The following is a 25,077-nucleotide window of genomic DNA, read 5'->3' on the forward strand; positions in this document are numbered from 1 at the left end:
ATCCAAAAAAATTATCCCTAATTCTTTAAAATTCCTACATTTGCAATCCCTAATCAGTTAGATTAGGTTATGGTAGGTATAGCTCAGTTGGTTAGAGCATCGGTTTGTGGTACCGAGGGTCGTGGGTTCGAGTCCCATTACTTACCCAATCAAAATAGAAACAACTCGCCATTTATAATGGCGAGTTTTGTTTTTTTAGAGCGAGCAAGAAAATTTATTTTCATGATCAATCTAAAAAAACAAAATCCCTAAAGGGTTGTTTCTGTTTTGATTGAAGAACCCTCCAAAGGTCCGCCGTAGGCAATCCCATTACTTACCCAAAGCTCCTTTTCAGGAGCTTTTTTTGTTTTTTAACTTTCTTCTTCTTTGGTCTTAAATCAATATCTTAATTTTATTCTTTCCTTTAATAATACTATGCCTAAAACAATAATACATAAAGCGAATACCCGGGGTAAGGCCGACCATGGCTGGCTACAGAGCTATCATACCTTTAGTTTTGCCGGATATTATAATCCGGAGCGAATGCATTTTGGAGTGTTACGTGTGCTAAACGATGACACTGTTCAGGGTGGAATGGGATTTGGACAACATCCGCATGAAAATATGGAAATTATCAGTATTCCGTTGGAAGGAGAGCTGGAACATAAAGACAGTATGGGAAATACTTCGGTTATCCGAAAGGGTGAAATTCAGGTGATGAGTGCCGGAACGGGAATTCAGCACAGCGAATTTAATCACAGTAAAAGTGAAGCGGTGAAATTTCTACAAATCTGGATTTTTCCCAATAAAAAAAATGTGCAACCCCGTTATGATCAGATCAAAATAAATGAAGAGACAAAACAAAATCAATTGCAGCAAATACTTTCTCCTTTAGCTGACGATGAAGGAGTTTGGATTCATCAGAATGCCTGGTTTCATCTTGGGAAATTTGATAAAGGACAAGAAGTAAATTATTTATTTAAAGATAAGGCAAACGGATTATATGTTTTCGTTTTGAAAGGGAATATTAATATCAATGATGCTAATTTGAACGAACGTGACGGTTTTGGTATTTGGGAAATAGATCATGTTAAAATAAAAACAGATTCCGATACGGAGTTTTTATTGATGGAAGTGCCCATGAATTAATTACGACCAATCGTAACATTTACTTACATTTTTAAATTCCTTCCAAACATCCCAACCTTTTACATTCAAAAATTTACGGAACTTTTTATGTTTATCCAAAAACTTTTTTCGTTTATGCCTGGATTTAAACTTAGACTTGTGATATTTAGAACCGGACTTCACATATATTTTACTAGTTAAAAACTTTGAATCGGAAAAACTTATACCTTTTTCATGAGTATGCGTTGGTAAAAAAATCGGGTTTATGGATTGCAAATATTCCGGATTAATATTTGTAAAAGACATACCTCTTTCATCTTGTATTTGCTTGAATCGGTTCGAATTTGGATTTCTCCAAGATACACTTGATTGAGCTTGAGTTTGAAGTTGTATGTTTGTGCGTTGAGCATTATTTTTTGAATCTGAATTGGATTGTGCTCCGGCTAATAATTTTTTATATTCTTCATCAGCCAGTTTTTGATATTTATGACAAGGACAATTTGGATTTCTGGGATCATTAATATCATAGTTACTTTGCTGAGCGTAATAAAAATTTATTCCATTCATTAAAAGCATCACGCACAGAGCGTAATACTTTTTAATGAATATGGAATGGAGATTGAACATTTTTGTTTGTTTTTTTATATCATGGTCTCGACTTCACTCGACCTGCGCCAACCGAAGTTAGTTTAATAATTTTATTATTTGCAGTGGGAAAGTTACTGAAATCGCCTGATAATTCGGCAATTTCAGTAATAAATTCATTGTCTCCTGTACTTCGACATTCATCTTTTTGGCGATCATACACAATTCCGGCTTCAAATAGTGCATTTTGTAGTTCTTGGCGTTGGGTATAATCCCCAGAAGCCCACATTTCACGAAGGTTACAGGCTAACTCAAGGCTTACAGAAATGAAGTCTTCCAACTTCGACATCTCTATTTTATTATTTGCCCTTTGTGCCTCTAATTCTTCGGTTTCCTTCTCGAACTTTGCTTTATACTTATTGTAAAGCTCACCCGTCAATTCTTCCAGTATAAATCGCTCTTCCAGTCTTTCGAGTTTTTGACGGATATCCGTCATTTGACGGCTAATCATTTCCTCGCTTTCCTTAAGTCCTGCGTTGTGATCCTGAAAGGTCAAATACAACTGCTCTTTTATTAAAGGGAGAAATGTTTTATCAATTCTATATCCCTCTAACATTCCTGCAAACTTGTTATTCACTTCGTTTGCATTGCGGTTGCATTTACATCCCGGTGTGTTGCATTTATAATAAGGCACGTTCCAACTGTTTGCAATGTAGCCTCGCATTGGTTGGTTACAGGCTGCGCACTTCATAAACCGCTTTAAAGCGATCTCAGGGCGTTCCTTTTTGGTTTGTAGGCCGAGCTTCTTTTCAGCCATGATGTTGTTGGCTTCTAAAAAAATAGCTTCTGAAACTATTTTCTCATGCTTACCATCCACCACTTCGCCTTCCAATGCTTTATGCACCATCTTCCCACAGTAGAAAGGGTTTGTAAGTATTTCTCCGATTCTCCGAAGGCAATAATTCAGTCCGTAGCCTTTAAGACGTTTTTGTATTTCAACATTAGGCATTCGTTCTTTGGCTTTCCAATAGAACATTTTTTTAATGATTAGTCCTGTATCGTTTACTACAATTTTACGTTCCTTATTATGCTTTACCGTGTCATAACCAACGGGCGAAGCTGTTACCCATTCTCCTTGTATCAAATGTTCTTTTACTCCTGCCATGCATTTCTGTCTTCTCAATGCATTGTCCATTTCTCCGAACATAAAAAGCATTTTTTGCTGCATTACTCCAGCAGGATTAGTAGTATCAATTGGTTGGGTGGTCGAGATGATCTCTATTCCCAATTTTCGTAATTGAATACTTAGCCAAATGGAGTTGTCATTCCGTGAAAAACGCTCCAGACTGTAAACGAGAATTTTTGAGATTTTATACTTGGTCTTTTTCAGGTATGCAAGCATTCTCTGAAACTCCTTGCGCTCATCCTTTGCAGCACTTTCATATGTACCACCAAAATATTCTCGTACAATTAGTTTGTGTCTTTCAGCATATTCATTTGCACCTTTCATCTGAACTTCCAAACTAAGGCCATCCATTTGCTTTGCACTTGATACACGAGTGTACACTACACATTCGTTTGTTTCTATTCGGGTTGTTTTTTTTCCTTTCCCGAAAATTTTAAATAAGTGATTTGTTTCCATGATAATTTGTTTTAAGCAGCGTTAGTGAATTCATCTGGTGGTTCAGAATACAGCTCTCTTACATTGTCACTTATTTTTTCAGTTTCATTCGTTTTTGAATACAACTGATAAGCGACTTTGCAAAATGCTTTGATCCGTTCCACCATTTTTTTCAATCTCTCTTCAGAGATTTCTTTGCCTAAAAGAGCTTTGGCTCTTTCAAGGCTCAACTCATTCACCCGCTTAATCATGGCTCACCTTTCTAAGTACATTTTTGTTTCCCAGCTTGTCAAAGAACTCTAAAAAAAGTCTGGTTTCCCCGACTTGTATGTCTAATATAACACATCTTTCCCACATGATAAAATCTTTTTATTAACCCCCGAAATGCCTGATTTTACTGGTTTTTCTGAGATATCTGTTAATATAATTTTTGCTTTAATTTGCAATTAGTCCTCCTCTGATTCTTCTTCCTCATTCTCATTTTTCCATTCATCCAATAGCTCAATGAAGTTCATTACTTCATCCCTTTCACTTGATGAATATTCAATCTCAATAATTAATTCTTCATTCTCCTGATCTACTTCAACTAATGAATAGTCCAACTCAGAATTATCTATTTGGCTGAAAAATTTGCCTATGTGATGTTTCGGGATTTCAAATTGTCTTGTTTTATTTTGCTTTGCCATAATTTTTTGTTTTAATTGTTATTGTTTTAGTTATTTCTGTTTTCTGAATTATTACTTGTATTTCATTGTCTCCTCCTTTCTTTATTAAATTATTTTTCTCTGAACTTTAACTCACTGAATTTACTTTTACCAACAAATTGGGATAACTCAAAGCGAGTTACGATCAGGTTTTGCTTTTGTTCCCGGCTTACACGATATTTAAATTGTTCTCTGGAAGTTTTGAGGCAGGTGTTCCTGAGCTGATCTCGTAATTTTTTTATTTCATCCATATATGGATAACTTGGATCTAAGAATTGATAATAATCCGATTTTATAACATCTGTAAAGGCATTACAAACTTCTTTCAGATCATCCAACTCAATACGCTTAATTTCCGTAAACGTGAGTAAAACATCAATTAAACAGCGATACCTTTCACTTACCCATAAACCCGAATCATCATTTGAATCAAAAAATCTGCTTAAATCGGGCCAGGCATCTCTTTGGGCATGTTTTCGATTTAGTTCTATCATATATCTTGACTGGTAATCTATATATTTACTCTTAATATCCTCAGATTTATTCTCTATTGGCGCTTGCGAAGAAGCTTCTTGCATATCTGTCCTGACTGATAATTCTATTTCTGTTTTGACAGGTAGTTCTTTTTTCGTCACTTCTTGTGGCTTTGACGGATGTGGAATTTTACCGAGATTTTGTTCCGGTAGTTTTTGATGTATTTCGGGCGTTTTTTCATCCGAAAGGATCACCTTTTCCAAAGACACATCTTTTAATGTTTCTTTAGTGCTTTTTCTTAATACATAGGCAAATTGCCTGCATGAATGAGAGCAGTATAATGAATCCGTCCTTTTCGGAACAAATGGTTTATTACAATATGAACACAGATATTCCATTAGATATCCCTCCAGTTTAAAGTTTCATTTTCTGAAAATCGAAATTCATGGTAAGCATGAAGTAAATCCTGAATATTTTGAAGCACTTTTAATTGTCTCGGCCTGCTCTGATCAATGCCTATTGCAAAAACAGCCATAGCCCGATTCTCAAGTACTTCAGTTATTTCATAGTTTAATTCTTCTTTTAATAGAATTGCTAAAATATCAAGGATCATATCCTGCGGTATTTTAATCATCTCATCTGTGATTCCTTCGCTTTTCATATTCAATAATATTTAATTTAAATACTTTCGTTTTCTTTCAGTTAGTGATCTGTCTTTTCGCCTTACTTGAAAATAATCATCTTCCTTACCGGGCATTTCTTCTTCGATCTCTTTTACCTTGAACTTTTTGTTAAGACCTGTAATCAGTTCATCCAATCTCTCTTCTGTATTTTCGATTTTTTCCTTCAACGCACCATTTTCCTTTGTCAAAGTCTCGATCTTCTCCTGCATTGGTTTAATAGATATCAGGTAGTTAAATAAAGCTGCTCCACCCGCTGAGAGCAAATGCTTAATTACTTCACCTATACCGGGACTGCTTAATAAACCATTAAGATCAAATCCTGTGGCGGGTGCCGTGTTAGTTTTGTTTGTTTCCATGTTTCTTTTTTAATTGTGCTAATTCCATTGAAGTCTTTGCCTTAGCGATTTCATTTAAAATCATTAACGTGCCTATTTGAAGAAGTGCGGTGCAGGATTTTTCGTCTTCTTCCATTTCAGAAATTAATTCTTGTAAATACCCGTCCTGATCTGACAGATAATTTAATCTCATTAATAGCCGTCCTGCCTGATCTATTCCCTCATATTGACAGCTAATGTTGTGTTCATTCAGGCATTTTAATGTGTGCGATGCTACACATTGAGGGATACCGATAATTGATGTTTTCTTTTCCATGTTTTTTGTTTTAAGTTTTCGTTTTTAGTCTTGACTTCTATTTGTCCAGACAAAGTTCTGATATGGTTATTTGTCGTTGTCCGGATTCTAAACTTTCTTTCATTTTTTTTAATTTGTTTACGTTTTTTTTCTTTTTTATCTGTTTTCTTTCCGGTACAAAGTTGAGAAGACGTCCTGACACGCTTTCCGAAAAGAGCGCTTAAGTGCCGATAATAGCATACAATAGCACTAAAAGGCGTGAAACTGCACGGAAAGGCAATTATTGATCGGTATTGACGGATATTGCAAAAAAATAAACCCAAAACTCTGATAGAGAGAATAGAAGGCGGCCAGATTTGGGTGAGTCTAAATTAAAACTAACATCTGGGACGAGAAATATTTCTGTTCGGTCACCTTTTGATAACGTTTATTAAATTCGTTGTTGTACGGTGAAGCCACATTTATGCGCGGCCTCAGGAATGTAGGCATTAAAGAATTTTGAAAGCCTCGACAGTAATTCGGCAATTATGAGTAATTCGGTTGACTAAAAAACCAATTTTATCAACGTAAAGAGGATTATGCTTCCAGAAATCAGATTCCTCCACTCTAATAACAACTGGGTTTTCATGTCGAAGCATTAAATCAAACGGCTGAATTTGGCTGGATGTTAATTGTTGAAAATAATATATCATAAGACCATCGGGCCTCTGTGCAGGGTTTTCAAATCTAACTCGCAATTCAATATTGCGCAGTCTCGTATCATCAATATAAAAGCTTGTATTATCAATTACATAGTTTTTCCTCTCTACATCAGTAGTAAGATTGTTAATCGCGGTTGCGTTTAATTCAATAATTTGAGGCGAGGCTATTCTAATCATTCGATTTAGTATCTTTGATAAAGATAATGAAAAAAGAACCGGTAGGCCAATCCCGTCAGGAATTTAATCGTGTGCATCGGCTGCTTACTATTAGTGGCTATGATGGAAAGCAGAACATTGTTAGTTATTGGCAAAGTAAGGAAGATGCAATCAATAATACTGCATATGGTATTGGGGGTTCGGGTCCCTTCGGGATTCAAATAAAGTGGCAATCAGAAGTGGGCAAAGTAATTCAAAAATCTGTTTGGGATTATCTTAAAGCAAAAGATAAAGAAGGCTTATTGTCTTATGAAAAAGTTATTGAAGTGGATTTTTCTGATTGGAAATATACATTCGATGGTACAACTATAACCATCAAAGAATACAGAAAAATAAAAATCAAAGCCAAAAACGGAATCACAAATGAATTGTTAGATTTTTCCGGTATTGATTTGTCTGGTATTAGTGTAAGTAATTGCATGATTAAAAACTGTACATTTGAATCTGCATTTTTTGATAAGTCAAGATTTGACGGAGTTAGTTTTAAAGATTGTAGTTTAGATAAAGCCTCTTTTTATAAAGCACGCCTTTCTTCTGTGGATTTTGAAGGACAAACCTCTATTCGTAGTACTTATTTTGATGCCGCTTGGTTTGAAAATATTGGGTATCTAAATAACGAAACGGTTGCCGTTCCATTCATATATACAGAAATTAAATATGGTTGGTTATTAAAACAATTATTTAAAAAAGCGTTTTGCAAAGATGATCCAAAAGAGGATATTTTAGTGGGTCAGGAACACACAACCTTCATTTCAAATAATGCAGAGCAAATGACTTTACCCCATTTGAAAGAATTGAAAGAATACATAAATTGGTTTCAATCTTTAATTGGCAAACTTTACAATTATAAAAATTTGGTAGGAAAAAGAAGGTTTGGGTTTTTCTGGGCCGCTATCTCAACCAAATATTGGTCTTCGTTTGCAATTCTTGGTCTTGTTGCGTTTATAGTCGATCTTCTTTTTTCATTGGGTTACTTTTTCACCTCCGAATCATTCAGCGCTCTTAACGCAGAAGGTGCGACTTGGTGGCAGACAATGATAAAATCCTTTTATTATAGCACCGTTACATTTATGACACTCGGATATGGTGATGTTTATCCGACACATTGGTGCGGACAACTTGCAGTTATTATTGAAGTTACGTTAGGGTATACAGTTTTAGGCTTGTTTGTTTACCTCGTTAGCCGGAAAGTTGATAAGATGTATTGAATGTGCTTAGATTATTTAATTTATTTTATTGTCTTTAAATAATCAAGGTATTGACTAATAGTTAAAACCTTATTTTCATAACCAATATCATGTAGCATTTCGATTATATCACCATCTGATGTAACAAGGATTACTTCTCTGTCATCTAATGTATGGTTTGATAGCAAAAAAGAAACCTGATAATCCCATTGCCAATTCCAACGTTTTTCCTTTGATGTCTTTGATTGCATATCAATATTATCTGATACTATTTTGGAACAAATCCATTTATAAAATCCAACAGATAAAGGGAATTCTAAATGTAGAGAAAGTCCCCTTTTTATACCTTCATCTTTTGGTAATTGAATTTGCAACGCCCCTGCCACTGCGTAAATAATAGCTAATGCAACAAACGGTTCAAAGGGTCCGTTTTCAATGTAATCCAATAATTTTATCCTTAGTTGTTTCTTATCAATTTTCGGATGCTTTCTTAAAATTTCCTGTCTTGCGCCTTCAATTAAATCTACAATATCAGTCGAAAATTTTGCCTCCTCAGCTTCAATATAATTTTTTATGTGTTCAAAAGTGGAAGTTTTTTTATGGTATTCAATCGCTTTTTTGAAATCATCTTTGAAATCATTAATTACGCCACCCATATTTTTAGCCCTATCTTCAATTTCGGCTGGCACTGTACCAAAAAAAGATCGGGTTAAATGAAGGTACGGTTGCGGTATTACCCTTGGTGACTTTTGGCTATCAGAAAAACAATGATTCGACATAGCTATTACACCATTCAAACAATCTTTGTAATTAAATCCGCTTTCTCCCTCAACAAGGTTTGCAAGCATTTCCATTCCAACAACTAAAATGCCGTATGCTTGAATATCCTTTTTCGTCTCTGCTTCTCTAAGTTGCTTTATATTCTCTAAAACCTCTGGTGTTGATTTACCAGTAACAAATTGCCTATACGAGTTTGTATCAAAAACTACGGCGAATTTTCTGTCAGCCATTATTTACTTTTATTAATTCAATATTCTCCACCAATGTAGTTTAATCCCAACCGAGTTGCAACGATTCCAAATTCGGACCGGTTCTTCGCTTTTATTTTTTTGTAAATTGATTTGGCGTGATTCTCAACAGTGTTCGACGAAATAAATAATTCCTTACCAATCTCTTCGTAAGATTTCGATTGATATAATAAACCCATGATCCCTATTTCTCTTGGGCTCAATATTAATCTGTAATAATGCCCATCTTTATACGCTGGAGATTTAAGCAAACAAGGAATATTATCCTTGTATGTTCCATATTCACTTACACGCCGTATTGCAGTAACGAGAGTCTCAACATCGCAATTGGATTTTGAAACAAATCCTCTTGCTCCCCTATTAAAAATATCTTTAATTAATTCCTCATCATGATATTTTGACAAGATAACAACTTTTAATAATGGATATTCTGCTCGTAATCGGTTTAGAGTTTTGCTACCATTCAGTTTAGGCATTTCCAAATCTAATAAAATTACATCCGGCTTTCTTAACTTAATAAGGGGAAAAAGTTCCTCACCGTTTTCAGCTTCCCCAATAATTTTGATTTCCGTATTTCTTAGTAAAGATGCAAGTCCTGCACGAATTATTTTCTCGTCATCAACAATTATAATATTTATTGTTTTGATCATTTTTGGATTCCAAATCTAAATTATTGATTTTCTTTCATTTAATAGTAAATAAACCCTTCATTTAACGTTAAATTAGTGGAAACCCCCTATAAGTTCATGCTTCTTTATAGTGGAAACCCACTATCAAACAGTTTTTCAATTAGTGGGTTTCCACTACAAATTTGATTTGAAATTTGACGGTTTTCCACTATTGATACTGTGATTAATGTAACATAGTTTAGTAGAAATATTTCCTCAATAAATAACAATTAAAAAAAATAACGTATGGCAGATTTCACATTTAATCCTTACCCTCAGATTGGGTCACAGCTAACAGCAGGAATGGATGCTGTTTCAGGAGCATTAACCCCAGCATCCACGGTGGATGAATTAGTTAATGCGGTTTACAATTACATTCAACCTATTTATTATCCTAGTTCAACCGGAGCGGTACCAAAGCAAATTGAAATTGAAATTAAGTCAGTTTGCTACAATATGATTAACGCTTATAATAATAAATTGCTTGGAAGTACACTAAGGTATAGTGATGCCCAAATGAACATTGTATCAATGATGCTTGGTGCTACTACTCAAGACAGAACTCCAATCAACGCCATCAATCCTTGGTTGTTGGATCTTGAAGACAATATTTCTAAAGCAGGAATGAATATATCGCTCCAAACGCCTTTACTTTTAGGTATCCAATGTGGAAAAAGTATTTACGCTTATTGGGTTTCTAAAGTGGCGACCCCCGGAACATGGGCACCATTTTTTCAAACACCAGCACCTTTAAATTATGCAAATATTCCTTTTTGGTTAAAAGCATGTATGGAAGGTGCGCTCATTGGCGCTAATGCAACGCAAAAAGGATTGATTGCACCAACAACAGATATTGTAAGCGTTGATATTATTTCCGCTTTGATTGGTGCGCTAACAATTGGTGCAGGAAAAGTTATATTCAAATGGGTTCCACGAATTCAACCAGATCAACTTCCTTCTCCAAAGTTAACTTTAAACAAAGAAATGATTTCACAGCTTAATTTCGATACAGGAGGTCTAGAAGGCGAGATTGGTGGAGGAGCGGCCATGAGGCCAATTGGGTCTTCCCAAAGAACTGGTATTTGTATTTGTGGGCCGACAGTTGGTCCAGCATTATGTCCATCTAAAGAATCAAATTGCTGTACGTGGAAGGTAGGATGTCATATGGACTAACATTTTTGACTTAGCTGCTCTTTATTATGAGGGTTTCAGTTAACCTTATTACCAAAGAGCGGTATCGAAAATTCAGTTTTTATCAAGTAACCGAACAAGAAGGTAATCTTCTATTCGGTTACTTTAGTTTATAAGGTTTTCGTTTCTTTTGATATTCAGTTTCCTGATAAGCCATTTTAAAGTGTTACTTTTTTAAAAATTTGTGTTGGAAGAAAAATGGAAGAAAAAATAAAACGTCAAATTAGCTTAATTAGTGAATCCTTAGTGTATGCTGAGAAAACTAGCCTCGATCTTTCCTTATTTTGTGGTAAGGCCGGCTATTCGTTGTTTAAGATCAATGAAAAACTAATTTCAAATAGCAGGGAAGAAGTTTTGTTTCTAATCCAAAACTACTTTGACGAAACATTTTTATCTCTTCAGAATAACAAGCAAATGCAGGGTGGCTATAATTTATGCCTTGGTTACTCAGGAATTATTTGGTATTACTCTTATTTAGTAAATCTCGGATTTGCCGAACTTGGTACTCTTGATAGCATGGAGAATCAACTCCTGAATTCCAGCCTTAATGATTTACGTAATGGTGAATATGATTACTTACATTATTCTTTGGGGCTTGCATTGGCAATCTCCAACCGAAACGTATTTGACAAAGTGAAGTTAGACTACTTCGATAGCTTAATTGAAATATTAGACGATAATAAAAAAGATTATGACTCTGGGATAGCGTGGGTATTAAATTCAGATCCAAAGAACCCTAACGCCTACGAATTTAAAACCATCAATCTAAGTTTATCACATGGAATTCCAAGTATAATTTGTCTCTTATCTAAGTTAATCAAAATAAAAGACATTAATCCCAAAGCAAAATATTTATTGGAGAATTCAGTCAATTTTTTATTATCGTTAAGACTTAAAAAAGATAATAACGTTTCGCTTTATCCAGTGAATTGTTATGAAGATGGCACTATCATGGAAGGTTTTTCGCGACTTGGATGGTGTTATGGTGATCTTGGAATTGCTATTGCTCTTTGGAATGCCGGAAAAGCGCTCGATAGATCGGATTTAAAAAATGAAGCTCTTGAAATATTAATTCATTCGACTAAGAGATTAGACTTGAAACAAAATGCGATTAAAGATGCTTGCCTTTGTCATGGCACATCTGGAATGGCGCACATATACAATCGTTTCTATAAAGAAACTAAATTGAAAGAGTTTGATGACGCTAGATTGTACTGGTTAAATGAAACATTGAAGATGTCTAAATATGACGACGGGATCGCTGGCTATAAAACATGGGAAGAAAGTGGGTGGAAAAACAATGATAGTTTATTAGAAGGCGTAACAGGTATAGGTTTAGCACTTCTTGGTTTTCTGTCAGAAAACCCTGAAGACCTAAATTGGGACACTTGCTTATTATTAAGTTGATTATGGGAAAGGTTCAATTACAATTTCATTCAAAGTTTATACTTCGTACGCCATTAAACTCATTTCAAAGTGATATTGATGGAAGCCTCTTTAAAGAATCTCTTTATTTAGCGTCATCTTCATTCTATTACGAATATGAAAAACATTTACTGAACCCTATTGACAATAACAAAAGATCTGATAAGATAGAAACTTCATTATACAAATATAAGACTCGCGCAAAAAACAGGTGTACTCCTTTTGGTCTATTCGCAGCAGTATGCGTTGGAGACTGGAAGAATACAACAAACATCTTGTTTGATTCTGATCAAAAAAAAGGTCTCATAAGGAATACCAGATTAGATACAGATGTACTTTGCACCCTTGCTTTGGAAATTTCAAAAATGCCCTCCGTAAGACAGTACCTCAAATATTATCCTAATACTAGCCTTTATAGCATAGGTAGTAGTTATAGGTATGTGGAATGCAATATAAAAAATAACAAGCGTTTCCATAGCATTTCTAAAGTGGATCGCACTGTTTATTTAACATATATTCTTGAAGCTTCTGAAAACGGCCTTACAATTACAGACATTAGTAAATTACTAATTTGTGATGATGTAACGGAAGGAGATGCACTAGCATTTATTGAGGAACTAATTGACTCACAAATTATCGTAAGTGAAATTGAACCTTCTACCACAGGGCTCAATTTTTTTGATGTTATATTAACATATTTACATAAAATTAAAAGTAGAATAAATGACACTACATTAAATGAGCTTACTAGCGCACTTGACGAAATAAATAATAAACTAAAAGCTCTGGATGAAAACATATCAAATCCTATAACTTTCTACCGATATATTTTTGATAGATTAAAGATGGTTTTACCAAACTTGAATGAGGTAAATTTATTTCAGACCGATCTTTTTAAGCGTCCAATTCATGCTACCCTGGATTCCAGCATTCAAGAATCAATTGAGAAGGCATTACAATTCCTTGTTAAAATATGCCCACCAACTGAAAATACCACTTTACAAGGGTTTAAACAACGTTTTTATGATCGTTTTTATGACGCTGAAGTCCCATTGTTGCTCGCTTTAGACAACGAAACAGGTATAGGGTATCCCGAGAGAGATAATACTGGTATTAATCGCCTTATTGAGGATATCAATTTTCCAAAGCAAGGTAATACTTCAAATAAGATAGAATGGGGTAAATTGCAAACCGTTTTACATGAGTTATTATTAGAAGCGGTAACGGAAAAAAAGAAGATTGTCAAAATAAATTATGATGATTTTAAAGAGGTAGATTACTCTGGTGATACTTTGCCATCTACATTTTCAGTTCTTTTCAAAATACTTGATCCAATCACTAATAAAATTGAAATGTCGAGTGCGGGTGGAAATAGTGCAGCTAATCTTCTTAGTCGTTTTTCTATGACCAACGAAACTCTGAATACAATTTTAAAAGATATCGTTGTGTATGAGGAAGAGGTTTTTTCGGGAAAAATACTTGCTGAAATTGTCCATCTTCCAGAAAATAGAACAGGGAATATATTAGCCAGGCCATCGTTAAGAAAATATGAAATTCCCTTTCTAGCAAAAAGTCATGTTGACGAAGAATATAAAATCAATATGAAAGATTTGTTTTTGCGTCTTTCAGGCAATAGACTTGTGCTTTTTGATAAACGACTAAACAAGGAAATAATCCCTAAATTAAGTAACGCCCATAATTACAAGTTCAATAGTTTACCAGTCTACCACTTCTTATGCGATTTACAAACACAGTATTTTGATAGAGAAAACATTACTTTTCCTTGGGGAGTACTTTCTAATCTTTTTGAATTTTTACCTCGCATTGAATTTGATAACGTGATTCTCTCACCGGCGATATGGCAGATAGCAGAGGCAGATATTAATAAATTAAAAGATAAACTTAATACCTATCAAGATAAAGTAAATGCGTTTTTTGACATAAAGTCACGGATTGGTTTACCAGACCGATTTCTAATAGTTGATGGTGACAACGAATTATTAATTGATTGCAAAAATCAAGTTTCTCTAAAAACTTTTTTGGAACTTATAAAAGGAAGAACAAGCATTGCGTTAAATGAGTTCTTATTTGATAATAACTCTTCTTGTGTTAAGGACACAGATAATAAATGTTTTACAAACGAGTTTATCTCAACTGTATTTAATCAAAGCCACTTAAAGAATAATCTGAATGAAAGGCTCCCTGAGAATTTTAGCACCCCGAAAAAGATATTCAACTTGGGAAGTGAATGGCTGTTTTATAAGATATATTGTGGCGTAAAGACAGCAGACTTTGTTCTGACAAGAAGTATTAAATCCATTGTTGAAAAATTGTTTTCGCAAGATTTAATTGATAAATGGTTTTTTATCAGGTATAGTGACCCTGAACCTCACTTGCGGTTACGATTGCATATTAAAAATACTTTAAGAATTGGGGAGGTTTTAAAGGTAATGAATGATGAAATGAATTCCTTAACCGAGCAAAATTTAGTTTCAAGATTAATTACTGATACATATTTCCGTGAAATAGAACGCTATGGCGACACCTCAATTGACCATGTTGAACAGCTATTTTTTTATGATAGTGAATTTATATGTGAAATTTTAGCAAGGTTAACCTTACCGGATTCAGATCAAAAAAGATGGCAAATAGGTCTATTATCAATTAATACTTTATTAAACGATTTTGGATTTGATCTGGAACAAAAGTATGATTTAATAGAATCATTAAGAGTTAAGTTTTTTAAAGAGCATAAGGGTGACAAGCGGTTAAAAATAAACATCGACACGAAATACCGTAAATTAAAGGTTGGCATCGAAAATGTTTTGAAAGATCAATTTCAAAACCAGAAAGGATTTCAATTCATAAGACCTTTACTTGATCAACGAAGCAAATTGAACTTTTTATCAATTGAACAAATTTGCGATTTAGAAAGGGCAAAAAAATTGAATGTAGATGTTGCAGATCTTTTGGCCAGTATAATGCATATGAATCTTGACAGGCTTTTTATGTCAAAAAATAGAGCTAATGAACTTTTGGTATATGAGCTTTTATCAAGGCATTATAAGAGCAAATTACTACTAGAAAAAAGGCTAACATTAGAGAAACTAACAATCAACTAAATTAATAACTATGTCCACTTATAAAAACATGATGTTTGTTTCGATGCCTTGGGCATCCCCTAGAAATCCGATGTTAGGGATTGGAGTATTGAGTGGGAAACTCAAAAGTTTGGGATTTGAAACAAAGACATTCAACTTTAATGTCCATTTTGCCAGTTTGATTGGTGAAAAGAATTACGGATATTTTTCAGAATATTCCGATTCAAATGCTGTTGGTGAATATCTATTCGCTTCGCATTACTTTAATTATTCAGAGGAATATGATTTGACAGCTTTTAAAACATTTTTTGGGGAGGAGTTTTTAAGTAAAAACCCTACTTATCTTGCTTCTTTAATAAACCTTAAGAGTAATATAATTCCAATCTTTATTGAAGATTGTTTAGAAAAAATTCTTGATACTAATTTTAAAGTAATAGGCTTCACTAGCACTTTTAATCAAATTTTTGCGAGTTTATTATTAGCAAAAAAGATCAAGGAAAGAAGTCCAGACCGAATTTTGGTATTAGGTGGTTCAAGTTTTCATGCCGAAATGGGTATAGAGTATTCTCTCCGATTTAAGGATGTGATTGATTACGTATTTACTGGTGAATCAGATAATTCCTTAATAAAATTTTTTGATTATTTAAATAAAATAATCCCTTTTGAGGAAATTGACGGAATTGCAAAGCATGGAGTATGTAGTAAGGACGCTTTACCAATTACAAACCTGAAGGATGTGGAATGCCCTGATTACGATGATTATTTCAATGAGCTAAATCTCCACTTCGGAAAGGAAGCACCTACAATTTTTAACGGTCTTCCTTTTGAATCTTCACGGGGTTGTTGGTGGGGACAAAAAAGCCATTGTACCTTTTGCGGGTTAAATAGTATGGGTATGGGTTATCGTTTCAAAAGCGACGAAACTATAATAAATGAATTAAAACATTTATCCGGAAAATATAGTGTTGTTAATTTTGTAGCGGCAGATAATATTTTACCGGCGAAAGCATACGATGGATTATTACTAAAATTAGCCGATCTACCATATCAGTACAGCTTTTTCTATGAGATAAAATCAAATGTATCACGTAAAGCTGCATTTTCATTGTATCTTTCAAATGTGAAACGTATCCAACCTGGAATCGAAAGTTTCAGTTCACGCGTTTTAAGCTTAATGAAGAAAGGAGTATCTTCAATTCAAAATGTTCAACTGTTAAAGCTTGCAAAAGAATATGGCATAGATGTTAGTTTCAATATTCTTTGTCATTTTAGTGGGGAAAATCAATCCGATTATGATGAAATGATTGGGGTGATTGACAAAATAACTCACTTGCAACCTCCCAGTGGTTTTGCTACAACAGTTCAGGTTCAAAGATTTTCACCTATGCACAGTAATCCTAGTGAATTTGATTATGTTAACGTTAGACCGTATTATTTCTACAATTTATGGTTTCCAAAAAATTTTATCGACTTGGATAAAGTCGCATATTTTTTCGAGCGTGACAAAGGGACTCACGAAGTTGATATTAGTTCATTGAATATTGTCTTAAGAAAATGGATGGAAAATGAAACTACATTTTATGCAGAAATGGGGTTTAATTTCATTCAAATTACTGAAATTGTCCGTGAGGAAATTGTCGGAAAAACAATTTTAAATGAATTGGATTCGCTTTTATTTGTTCTAACGGATGAAAATACTCATCTAAATTCGATTTCACATTTTTTTAATAATGCATTAGAAATAAAGGAGATTGAAAATCGCCTTGAGAGATTAGTTCAAATGAATTTACTTATTAAAGAGGGGCCTAAATATCTAAGTATTATCCCATATTTAAAGCCTCAACAACCGGATCAGATAAATGATTGGTTAAAGGCAGCCTTACAATCATTTGTAGAAAATAAAAGTAATTTGGCCGCTAACTCTCAATTCAAATTAATTAGTGCATAAACGAATGAATTAATTTGAAAAGTACAGTTATTTATTAGTAATTTTATTGTACCATGAGGAGTCTAATTAAATTTGCAAGGTCAATTGAAAAGCTTCGTTTAATAACATTACTTATCGGAATTTCATTTTTTCTTGGAATAATTTCGTCTTGTGTTTTTATCCGTCAAAAGAAGTTAAAAAAATCTTTGAAAAATTCTTCTATTACGTCTAGCAATTTTCCAACAAAATTTAAATTCACGTACGATAATTGGATTTTTATTAAAGCAAAATTAAATAATTCAGAAGCAGAACGTGAATTTATGCTTGATACAGGTTCACCATGTGCTTATTGTTTTCGGACAAAAGATGCCTTGAATTTGCAATCAAAAAAACTTGTTCGTTTTGGAATGCTAAAATTGGATTATGGTTCTTCACAAGCTCAAATAGAAAGTATTAGGTACAACAATCTTGCTTATACGGTTTCTGACATGGCATATTGCTGGAGAAAAACTAATTCGGGTTATATCGGTGTTAACGCAATGCAAAACTCTATTTGGGAATTCAATTTTAAGGACACAACAATTACAGTCTCAGACACCTTAATTCACTTTAAAAATATTGAAGGTGCTAGTAAAATCCGATTCACACCTTTAAGTGAACAACAGACACCTGTAATAAAGATCGTCATTAATAATGGTGACACAATAACAGCTTTGTTAGATACAGGAAATGACAAAATCCTTCAACTCAATAATAAATTTGATATAAATAAAATTCGTCTCTCATGTTCGGAGTGTGTCCAGACATCCTATTATAACATTAATCAAATGGGTGAAAATGTAAATCGGGATTCTATAATTGAAGTTAACTATGTCAAAGCTAATTCGGTTAAAATTGGGGATTTAGAATTAAAGTCTTCATTGCTTACTCACAAGCCTCGGTATCAAGGAAAAAATCTTGTTGGTCTTGGTTTATTTAAAAATTTCATTGTAACAATAGATTGGAAACATTATTACATATATCTGAAACCAATAGAGAACGGTAGCGATATGCTTTCAAAATTTTCCTATGGTTTTAAATGTGATAAGACCGGTAAACGGGTAAAAGTTACAGAGATATTTAGAAACAGTTTAGCAGAAAAAGAGGGGATTAAATGTGGTGACGAAATTCTAAAACTAAATGATAAAACAGTTGCAGATCTTGACGAAAAAACAATCAATTCTATTAATAACGAAGACCTCTACGCACCAGATATTATTATTCAATTAAAAACCAAAGAAATTAAATTGAAAAAGGAAAGGATTTTTAGTAAATAATCACGATAAGCCAAATGAAAATACGAGGTTTGAATTCTGATTCTATCGCGTGCAAAGCAGTTACTGTTGCAATCCTTAATTTGATTAACAAGAGTTAACCTTAGTACTTTTTTCGTCTTCAAGCCTCTACTAATTTTTTTGGATGCGGTATTTATCAAATCTCCTGAAATCGTACCCGCATGGCCGTTTCACCCTCACTTGGTTTTTACATTGATTCATTGTCAAAACAGCTTTATTTGCTATATTTACTTACTAATGAGGAACTTCGAGGATAGTTTTTAAATGTATGTTAAGCTTTCAGTCCATAAAAGAGTTTATTGATACCTTCCACAGGGAAGGTCGCCTGCTTACGGAATTATTTGATAAACGAAATCTCAGAGTCCGTTATGATGATGCGCTTTTACTGACGGATGAAAAAGAAGATCGACTTGAATTGCTGATAAACCGTACGGTACTTATTAGGAATGGAGAATTTCTCGAAATAGAATCTCGCTATCTGGATTTTTTTGAAGACATCTTAGATGTCAATACCGAAATAAACACGGCATTTGTTTTTGAGAATATTGAAAACATAAAAGCTAATATGAATTTTTACATTGATGAGTCCAATGAGAACAGGCGTTATAATTATCTTAGAAAGATAAAATCGGACATAAGGAAAACCGGAAGAACCGTAATCAGAAATATTATTGACTTAGGGCGTAACATCGAGGATATTTACAAAACTGAGCCAACTTATAAAATCAAAATATCGAAGCTGCAACGATATGAAACCAAAGGGAACGACATATCAAGTCTGATCGAAAAAACCCACAATCTTGTTTTTGAGCAGGAATCCCTTTTCTTTACCAGTGCGATGGATGAGGAGTTAAAGCGAATCCGAAACGAATTAAGAATTCAATTGAATGATGGACGAAACCATCTTGTTGAAATTCAAAAACAAGTAATTGATTACCTTAATCAGATTAGAAGGCAGTCTGACTTCATAAAAAAACTACAACGTATAAAGTATTTAAAGGATCAGTTTGAATTAATAAGTAAAACCAATGTACAATCTGTAATTGGCGAATTGAATCCTGTTTCTTTTGAGCCTAACCCGATTTATGGATTAAAACTTTCATTAGAAATGTTGGAATCTGATGAAGCATTGGACATAATAAAAAAAGTAAAGGCCAAGATTAAACATGGCAAAAGTCTTAAGTTACCTTCTGCACCAGCTTTTTTGCCTGAGCATTTGGAAGCGGAGGTCGATAATGAAGTTATAGTTGATCTTGAGGCCGTAAAAAATGGATTCCTTGCAGCGGGTCGTGATCTGTTTGATTTTGTTATGCAATATGATTTTCCGAAAAATCTTGAGTTTGGCGAAAAAGTGACAATATTTTGTCAACTAATATCGCTATACCCGAAAGAGATTGAATTGTCAGATAATTACGCTGAAACGAGTGATATTGAATATGTAATAGCCTATCCAAAACAATGAGTGATCTTCCAAAACATACCGAAAAAATATTTGAAACCCTTAGTAAAGGGGGCTTCATAAGTGCAAATAGCAGTACTTCAGAAATGCACAATTTTTATCAGTCAATTGACGAGAATTTTGATCCGCTTTATGATTATTTCAAAACTATTGGGTTCAGATTGGAACGTGGAGATGATTATTTTCATTTTACAAGATTTGAAAACAAGGCTGATATTGAGCGTAAACTTGAAACTGCATATAAATGGATTGATGTACTCGACTTTTTTAAAACTGTAAATTCTTCCTTCGGTCCTGGCACAAAACTTTCTCCTTCAGCAGTCGCCGAGCAATGTAAAGTAAATAGCGAGTTAAAGTTAAAGCTTGAAAGTATGAAAAAACTTACGGGAGAAGATAATTTGACCGGAAGGGTAAGAAAACTTCTTGAGTTATTGAAGAGAGATGAAATGGTTGAATTAGAAAATGAACTTTTAGATAGCTGGAAAGTCCTCTCATCCATTAAATACATAGAGAGATTGATAGAAATAATTAATGTTTCGGAAGAAGATGAGGCAGTTAACTAAAATAGTATTTATAAATAGCGCCACGATCCGCTATCAGGAAATTGGTGTGGACGGTAATGTCCATTTTACCGGAACACAAGGTGTCGGAAAAAGTACACTTTTGCGAGCTATTCTTTTTTTCTATAATGCCGATACAACCAAATTAGGAATTCCAAGAGAGAAAAAATCGTTTGCAGAATATTATTTCAATTATTCCGGCAGTTACATTGTCTTCGAGGTGGCTGGCGAAACAGGACAGTTTTGTGTGCTTGCTTACAAACAATCAGGCAGAATAGCCTTCCGTTTTATTGACATTCCGTTTAAGATGGATTATTTTGTTGAGGGATCACTTGCTTATGATTCATGGGACAAGATTAGAGCCAACCTCGATAAAGCAGGCATTGATTATTCAAATAAGATAGAACGCTACGAAGAATACCGTAATATTCTGTACGGAAATAATGAAGGGAAAAGCGCATACAAAAAGTATGCAATCCTTGAAAGTAAGTTGTATCAGAACATTCCAAGAACAATACAAAATGTTTTTCTTAACTCTAAACTAGAAGCTGATTTTATTAAGAAAACAATTATTGATTCCATAAGTGAAGATGATCTCGAAATTGATCTTGGAATATATAAGCATCATTTGATAGATTTTGAGAATGAGTTTAAGGACATTGAGACATTCAAAAATAAAAAGGTAAAGGAGAAGGCGGAGAAAATTATTTTATATCACAATCACATCCTAAAGGCAATGGCTGATAAGCGAGAGAACTTGTTGCTTCTTGATTATACAGCAGCGTTAGATGAGAAAAAATTGCCCGCACTTGAAAAGAAAATTAGCACTTTAAACTCAAATTTAATAAAGGAAAAATCAAATCTGTCAGAATTTGAATCTGCTTATAATTCAAAAGTAGCTACCCTTAATGCTGAAAAAGGAGAAATAGAGGGCAAGAAAAAAATAGCTGAAACCAAGAAAATATTCTATAAGGAAAAAAAGATTGACGAAATAGTTTTACGAGTAAATAAAAAGAGTGAATTAGTAAACCGCAAAAACTCTCTTGAAAAAGAAAAATCGATCATTTTAACTGAATTTAAGAGTATTGAAGAAAAGTATAAGGTTCTATCAGAACGGTTGGCAAATGATTTTAAAGAAAATACTAACCTTCAAGATTCAAAAAAAGTAGAGTTAAGAAACGAACTTAATTCATTTATTGAGCAGGCCAATACGGATTTTGAAGATATTGAGAGTGAAATAAAGGCTCAATTCAAAGGTAAAATGGCTGCGGCGAATGAATCAGTTGTAAAGGCTCAAGCAAATTTAACCGAATTAGAGAAAAAGGAAATCGAATTGCGGAACAAAAAATTTTATGAAAAAGAACTTGATGTAACCATAAAAACCATTTCGGAGAATGAAAAATTAGTCAAAGACTATCAGTCAACTATTAAGCTTGCTGAAGCTGAAAAGTTGCGCTTGGGTCAAGAACTCGATCATGAAAAAAATAAGATTGAATTGGAATACCGTCAGTCTTACGAAAAAAACGACACAAAACTAAAACAGCTAAGAAATGAGTTTGAAACTCTTATAGAACGAATAAATAATAGTAATAGTGCTTTTTTTGGATACCTAAATGAACAGTATCCGGGATGGGAAAATACAATAGGTAAAGTATGTCGTGAAGATATTATCTTCAACCAAGATCTTGCTCCTGAATTGGCGCAGGTAAATCAAATGCTATTTGGAGTTAAACTAAACCTTGACGGCATTGAGGTAAAGACAAAGACTATTGAGGGATACAACAATGAAAAAGTTCAGCTCGAAAAACAGATTGAGACCCTTAAGGCAAATATAACAGAACTCGCTACAAAAAAAGAAATAGACTTGGATAAACTGACCAAGAGAATTCAGATTAAAGTACGATCACAAAATGACACTTCACAGCAACTTGACTTCAAATTATTGTCGTTAAATAATCAAAATCAGCAACTTTCAATCGATTTACAAGAATTGCAGAACAAAGCTAAACTTGAGAAGGATAAAGCTTTAGCCGAAATAATTGGTTTCCTTCAGAAGGCAAGACAGGAATTTGAAACTTCAAAAAAGGAACGTGAGTCGCTGAGTAATTCCCAAGAAGAACAAATTGCTACTAAACGAGCTGAGAGAAATCTTAAAATAGACGAATTAAAGTCTGTGCTTGGCAAGAATCTTAAAATTATTGATGAGTTAATACAGCAATTAAGAATCGCATTTGAAAGCGATAAAAACGAACTACAAAAGAGTAAACTTGCTGAACTTGAAGGTAAAGGTCTGAATACAGAAAGACTAAAGAATATAGAAGATGCCCTTGAATTAGTTACTCAAGAGTTGAAATTTATTGACGAACACTTTGAGTTAACGATCCAGTATAAAAACGACAAGAAAGAATACATTGATAAGCTGGATATTTTTAATACGAATCTGGTTTTAAAAGAAGAGGAAATTAGGGATGAATTGAAGAAGTATGATCGTAAAAAGAATGAAATTACCACGCTTCTTAACAAATTAAAAGGCGAATTAGATCAGGCAGATGATGAACATAAAAAAATAAAGAACCAGTTAGAAGAATATAGCCAGTTTAGATTATCAAAAGAATATGAGCAGATTGCAAGCGAATCTCCGATTTCACTATCTGAGATTATACTAAGCCCAATAACCACTTATATCTCTACCATTAAATCGGCGCATTACAGCTACATAGATGAGTTAAATAACCTTACAACCGTTAGCAACGATTTTATTGGACGGTTTAATCATAATAATATTTTCAACTTTAAATCAATCACAGAATCAAACGATTATTTGGTATTTGCCAATACTTTAAGGGAATTCATGGACGAAAACAAAATAGTTGAATATGAAAAGCGGGTAAATAAAAGATATGCTGATATAATAAATATAGTTTCTAAAGATATATCCGACTTGATTTCAAAGGAAGGTGATATACAAAAGGTAATTGGCAAGATCAACAGTGATTTCAGGGAAAAAAATTTCGTGGGTGTTATTAGTCTCATTGAAATGAGAATTGAAGAAAGTGCCAATCGTGTAGTAGATATTTTAAAGCGTATTAAATCCTTTAATGCTGATAATAATTATGGTTCTTTAGGTGGAAATGAGCCTAATTTATTTAGCAGTGAAAGTGATGAGAAGAAAATATCTCAGGCAATAGAATTGTTGACATTATTGGTTAAGGAAATCAAAGATGCCAAAAACAATCACATCCGTATTTCAGATTCCTTTGAATTGAAATTCCGAGTTGTGGAAAATCAAAATGATAGCGGGTGGGTAGAGAAATTATCAAATGTTGGTTCAGAAGGAACGGATATTCTTGTAAAAGCAATGATAAATATTATGCTGCTCAATGTTTTTAAAGATAGCGCCTCCCGTAAGTTTAAGGATTTCCGGCTCCATTGCATGATGGACGAGATTGGCCGACTGCACCCTGGAAATGTGAGAGGGATTCTAAAATTTGCGAACGATAGAAATATTCTTCTGATTAACGGCTCCCCAATTGAGAGGGATGCTTTGGCATATAAACATGTCTATGAATTAAGGAAAGATCAAGATAAAAACACTCGCGTAAAGCGCTTAATTTCGTCCAAAAATGAGGCTTCCGCTTCCAATAGCTAAAAAGTTACTCCTGCTTAAAACCAGTCGGGAAGTTTCATCGAGTCAATTGAATCGATCTTTTTCGTCTGCGCTTATTTCTGACGGTATCCTTATTAGAAAAGTAATAGGCAGGACAAAGGCCAAGCTACATCTCCAAAATCCCGATTTACTGGATAACTATTTAAAAAACAAATACGGGATCAATGATCTTGAAAAATATATTGTCGGATTAGAGAACGATGATATAACCGGGAAGGAGGCCGTGGAAATTAGTAATAATACCAAGATCAAAAGGACTCGCCATTTCAAAGGTTTTCTTATTAATAGCCTTTTACCATTTTCATATTATTTAAATGGCGAACCTCACGAATTTCAGCCCCGACAGGGCAGTTTTTTATTCATTCATGATTATGAGACCTTTTCAATTCCTGAAACATTTACGATAATAGGAATAGAAAATCCTGAGAATTTCCGATTTATTGAACGGCAGCAAAACCTTTTTTCAAAATTTAATCCAATTTTTGTAAGTCGTTACCCTCAAAGCGGTGATTTAATAACATGGTTGAAAGGCATAAAAAATTCGTACATACACTTTGGAGATTTTGATTTCGCAGGCATCCACATTTACCTGTATGAATTCAAAAAACACCTTTTGGATCGGGCAAATTATTTTATTCCGTCTGAAATTAAATTATTAATACAGAAAAATGGGAATAGAGAACTTTATAATACTCAACTTCGATTAAAAACCAGTATTCTCCAGTTTAATGATCCCCAAGTTCAACCTTTAATTGACATTATATCGGATGAAAAAAAAGGACTTGAACAGCAAGCTTTAATTGAATAGT

22 protein-coding genes and 1 tRNA gene are annotated in these 25,077 nt (G+C 33.8%); 12 read left to right on the forward strand and 11 right to left on the reverse strand.

Translation table 11 applies throughout. The annotated features are described in order from the left end of the window. Positions 1–72 precede the first annotated feature (72 nt). Together IPM51_16995 and IPM51_17000 are read left to right on the forward strand one after the other, a co-directional pair. A tRNA-His gene (locus tag IPM51_16995) sits at positions 73–146 on the forward strand. A gap of 268 nt (positions 147–414) precedes the next feature. Further along, on the forward strand, positions 415–1,128 hold the full coding sequence (locus tag IPM51_17000; protein ID MBK9285996.1) for a pirin family protein: 714 nt from the start codon (positions 415–417) through the stop codon (positions 1,126–1,128). Here the strand turns inward: IPM51_17000 and IPM51_17005 are convergent, their stop codons facing one another. The 9 genes from IPM51_17005 to IPM51_17045 all read right to left on the reverse strand — a co-directional run bounded on the left by IPM51_17005 (position 1,129) and on the right by IPM51_17045 (position 6,682). Then, positions 1,129–1,674, reverse strand: a complete 546-nt coding sequence (locus IPM51_17005) for a hypothetical protein (protein MBK9285997.1) — start codon at positions 1,672–1,674, stop codon at positions 1,129–1,131. Between the two features lie 79 nt (positions 1,675–1,753). Further along, positions 1,754–3,334: a recombinase family protein gene (locus IPM51_17010; protein MBK9285998.1), complete on the reverse strand. Its 1,581-nt coding sequence runs from the start codon at positions 3,332–3,334 to the stop codon at positions 1,754–1,756. Positions 3,335–3,345: 11 nt separating this feature from the next. Further along, complete coding sequence (locus IPM51_17015) at positions 3,346–3,564, reverse strand: hypothetical protein (protein MBK9285999.1); 219 nt, start codon at positions 3,562–3,564, stop codon at positions 3,346–3,348. Between the two features lie 195 nt (positions 3,565–3,759). After that, the gene (locus IPM51_17020; GenBank protein ID MBK9286000.1) at positions 3,760–3,999 is read right to left on the reverse strand and encodes a hypothetical protein; all 240 of its coding nucleotides are present in this window, start codon (positions 3,997–3,999) and stop codon (positions 3,760–3,762) included. An 89-nt stretch (positions 4,000–4,088) separates the two neighbouring features. Further along, a complete protein-coding gene (locus IPM51_17025) occupies positions 4,089–4,760 on the reverse strand; it encodes a hypothetical protein (protein MBK9286001.1) in 672 nt (223 codons plus the stop codon). Between the two features lie 128 nt (positions 4,761–4,888). After that, complete coding sequence (locus IPM51_17030) at positions 4,889–5,152, reverse strand: hypothetical protein (protein ID MBK9286002.1); 264 nt, start codon at positions 5,150–5,152, stop codon at positions 4,889–4,891. A gap of 12 nt (positions 5,153–5,164) precedes the next feature. Further along, positions 5,165–5,530 (reverse strand): hypothetical protein, encoded by a 366-nt coding sequence (locus IPM51_17035; GenBank protein ID MBK9286003.1) that lies wholly within the window; start codon positions 5,528–5,530, stop codon positions 5,165–5,167. After that, positions 5,511–5,825, reverse strand: coding sequence for a hypothetical protein (locus IPM51_17040; GenBank protein MBK9286004.1), 315 nt, complete (start codon positions 5,823–5,825; stop codon positions 5,511–5,513). The genes IPM51_17035 and IPM51_17040 overlap by 20 nt, the downstream gene beginning before the upstream one ends. A 467-nt stretch (positions 5,826–6,292) precedes the next feature. Further along, entirely contained in the window at positions 6,293–6,682 is a 390-nt protein-coding gene (locus IPM51_17045; protein MBK9286005.1) for a hypothetical protein, read from the reverse strand. 26 nt (positions 6,683–6,708) lie between these two features. On the opposite strand from IPM51_17045, the gene IPM51_17050 reads away from it, so the two are divergent. After that, complete coding sequence (locus IPM51_17050) at positions 6,709–7,929, forward strand: pentapeptide repeat-containing protein (protein ID MBK9286006.1); 1,221 nt, start codon at positions 6,709–6,711, stop codon at positions 7,927–7,929. 20 nt (positions 7,930–7,949) lie between these two features. On the opposite strand, the gene IPM51_17055 is transcribed toward IPM51_17050, so the two are convergent. Both IPM51_17055 and IPM51_17060 read right to left on the reverse strand, forming a co-directional pair. Next, positions 7,950–8,918, reverse strand: a complete 969-nt coding sequence (locus IPM51_17055) for a hypothetical protein (GenBank protein ID MBK9286007.1) — start codon at positions 8,916–8,918, stop codon at positions 7,950–7,952. Between the two features lie 17 nt (positions 8,919–8,935). After that, on the reverse strand, positions 8,936–9,586 hold the full coding sequence (locus tag IPM51_17060; GenBank protein MBK9286008.1) for a response regulator transcription factor: 651 nt from the start codon (positions 9,584–9,586) through the stop codon (positions 8,936–8,938). A gap of 264 nt (positions 9,587–9,850) precedes the next feature. On the opposite strand from IPM51_17060, the gene IPM51_17065 reads away from it, so the two are divergent. The 9 genes from IPM51_17065 (at position 9,851) to IPM51_17105 (ending at position 25,076) form a co-directional block, all read left to right on the forward strand. Then, on the forward strand, positions 9,851–10,777 hold the full coding sequence (locus IPM51_17065) for a hypothetical protein (GenBank protein MBK9286009.1): 927 nt from the start codon (positions 9,851–9,853) through the stop codon (positions 10,775–10,777). Positions 10,778–10,993: 216 nt separating this feature from the next. After that, positions 10,994–12,202 (forward strand): lanthionine synthetase C family protein, encoded by a 1,209-nt coding sequence (locus IPM51_17070; protein ID MBK9286010.1) that lies wholly within the window; start codon positions 10,994–10,996, stop codon positions 12,200–12,202. Positions 12,203–12,204: 2 nt separating this feature from the next. Further along, on the forward strand, positions 12,205–15,342 hold the full coding sequence (locus IPM51_17075; protein ID MBK9286011.1) for a lantibiotic dehydratase: 3,138 nt from the start codon (positions 12,205–12,207) through the stop codon (positions 15,340–15,342). 10 nt (positions 15,343–15,352) lie between these two features. Continuing rightward, positions 15,353–17,269 (forward strand): RiPP maturation radical SAM C-methyltransferase, encoded by a 1,917-nt coding sequence (locus IPM51_17080; protein MBK9286012.1) that lies wholly within the window; start codon positions 15,353–15,355, stop codon positions 17,267–17,269. A 185-nt stretch (positions 17,270–17,454) separates the two neighbouring features. After that, positions 17,455–18,564, forward strand: coding sequence for a hypothetical protein (locus IPM51_17085; protein ID MBK9286013.1), 1,110 nt, complete (start codon positions 17,455–17,457; stop codon positions 18,562–18,564). A 286-nt stretch (positions 18,565–18,850) separates the two neighbouring features. Continuing rightward, positions 18,851–20,044, forward strand: a complete 1,194-nt coding sequence (locus tag IPM51_17090; GenBank protein ID MBK9286014.1) for a hypothetical protein — start codon at positions 18,851–18,853, stop codon at positions 20,042–20,044. Next, entirely contained in the window at positions 20,041–20,604 is a 564-nt protein-coding gene (locus IPM51_17095; GenBank protein MBK9286015.1) for a hypothetical protein, read from the forward strand. Before IPM51_17090 ends, IPM51_17095 begins: the two co-directional genes overlap by 4 nt. After that, positions 20,588–24,250 (forward strand): ATP-binding protein, encoded by a 3,663-nt coding sequence (locus IPM51_17100; protein ID MBK9286016.1) that lies wholly within the window; start codon positions 20,588–20,590, stop codon positions 24,248–24,250. Before IPM51_17095 ends, IPM51_17100 begins: the two co-directional genes overlap by 17 nt. Further along, positions 24,225–25,076 carry a hypothetical protein gene (locus IPM51_17105; protein ID MBK9286017.1) on the forward strand — a complete coding sequence of 284 codons (852 nt, stop codon included), beginning with the start codon at positions 24,225–24,227 and terminating at the stop codon, positions 25,074–25,076. Before IPM51_17100 ends, IPM51_17105 begins: the two co-directional genes overlap by 26 nt. The last annotated feature ends 1 nt before the right edge of the window (position 25,077 follow it).

This window comes from Sphingobacteriaceae bacterium (assembly GCA_016715905.1).
Classification (GTDB): domain Bacteria; phylum Bacteroidota; class Bacteroidia; order B-17B0; family Aurantibacillaceae; genus Aurantibacillus.

What these genes read in the sequence shown, in the direction of transcription:
- IPM51_17060 (MBK9286008.1), bottom strand. Translation starts at nt 9,586, where the DNA reads ATGATCAAAACAATAAATATTATAATTGTTGATGACGAGAAAATAATT.
- IPM51_17055 (MBK9286007.1), bottom strand. Translation starts at nt 8,918, where the DNA reads ATGGCTGACAGAAAATTCGCCGTAGTTTTTGATACAAACTCGTATAGG.
- IPM51_17065 (MBK9286009.1), top strand. Translation starts at nt 9,851, where the DNA reads ATGGCAGATTTCACATTTAATCCTTACCCTCAGATTGGGTCACAGCTA.
- IPM51_17100 (MBK9286016.1), top strand. Translation starts at nt 20,588, where the DNA reads ATGAGGCAGTTAACTAAAATAGTATTTATAAATAGCGCCACGATCCGC.
- IPM51_17040 (MBK9286004.1), bottom strand. Translation starts at nt 5,825, where the DNA reads ATGGAAAAGAAAACATCAATTATCGGTATCCCTCAATGTGTAGCATCG.
- IPM51_17035 (MBK9286003.1), bottom strand. Translation starts at nt 5,530, where the DNA reads ATGGAAACAAACAAAACTAACACGGCACCCGCCACAGGATTTGATCTT.
- IPM51_17070 (MBK9286010.1), top strand. Translation starts at nt 10,994, where the DNA reads ATGGAAGAAAAAATAAAACGTCAAATTAGCTTAATTAGTGAATCCTTA.
- IPM51_17095 (MBK9286015.1), top strand. Translation starts at nt 20,041, where the DNA reads ATGAGTGATCTTCCAAAACATACCGAAAAAATATTTGAAACCCTTAGT.
- IPM51_17020 (MBK9286000.1), bottom strand. Translation starts at nt 3,999, where the DNA reads ATGGCAAAGCAAAATAAAACAAGACAATTTGAAATCCCGAAACATCAC.
- IPM51_17075 (MBK9286011.1), top strand. Translation starts at nt 12,205, where the DNA reads ATGGGAAAGGTTCAATTACAATTTCATTCAAAGTTTATACTTCGTACG.
- IPM51_17045 (MBK9286005.1), bottom strand. Translation starts at nt 6,682, where the DNA reads ATGATTAGAATAGCCTCGCCTCAAATTATTGAATTAAACGCAACCGCG.
- IPM51_17105 (MBK9286017.1), top strand. Translation starts at nt 24,225, where the DNA reads ATGAGGCTTCCGCTTCCAATAGCTAAAAAGTTACTCCTGCTTAAAACC.
- IPM51_17010 (MBK9285998.1), bottom strand. Translation starts at nt 3,334, where the DNA reads ATGGAAACAAATCACTTATTTAAAATTTTCGGGAAAGGAAAAAAAACA.
- IPM51_17030 (MBK9286002.1), bottom strand. Translation starts at nt 5,152, where the DNA reads ATGAAAAGCGAAGGAATCACAGATGAGATGATTAAAATACCGCAGGAT.
- IPM51_17000 (MBK9285996.1), top strand. Translation starts at nt 415, where the DNA reads ATGCCTAAAACAATAATACATAAAGCGAATACCCGGGGTAAGGCCGAC.
- IPM51_17080 (MBK9286012.1), top strand. Translation starts at nt 15,353, where the DNA reads ATGTCCACTTATAAAAACATGATGTTTGTTTCGATGCCTTGGGCATCC.
- IPM51_17015 (MBK9285999.1), bottom strand. Translation starts at nt 3,564, where the DNA reads ATGATTAAGCGGGTGAATGAGTTGAGCCTTGAAAGAGCCAAAGCTCTT.
- IPM51_17005 (MBK9285997.1), bottom strand. Translation starts at nt 1,674, where the DNA reads ATGAATGGAATAAATTTTTATTACGCTCAGCAAAGTAACTATGATATT.
- IPM51_17090 (MBK9286014.1), top strand. Translation starts at nt 18,851, where the DNA reads ATGTTAAGCTTTCAGTCCATAAAAGAGTTTATTGATACCTTCCACAGG.
- IPM51_17050 (MBK9286006.1), top strand. Translation starts at nt 6,709, where the DNA reads ATGAAAAAAGAACCGGTAGGCCAATCCCGTCAGGAATTTAATCGTGTG.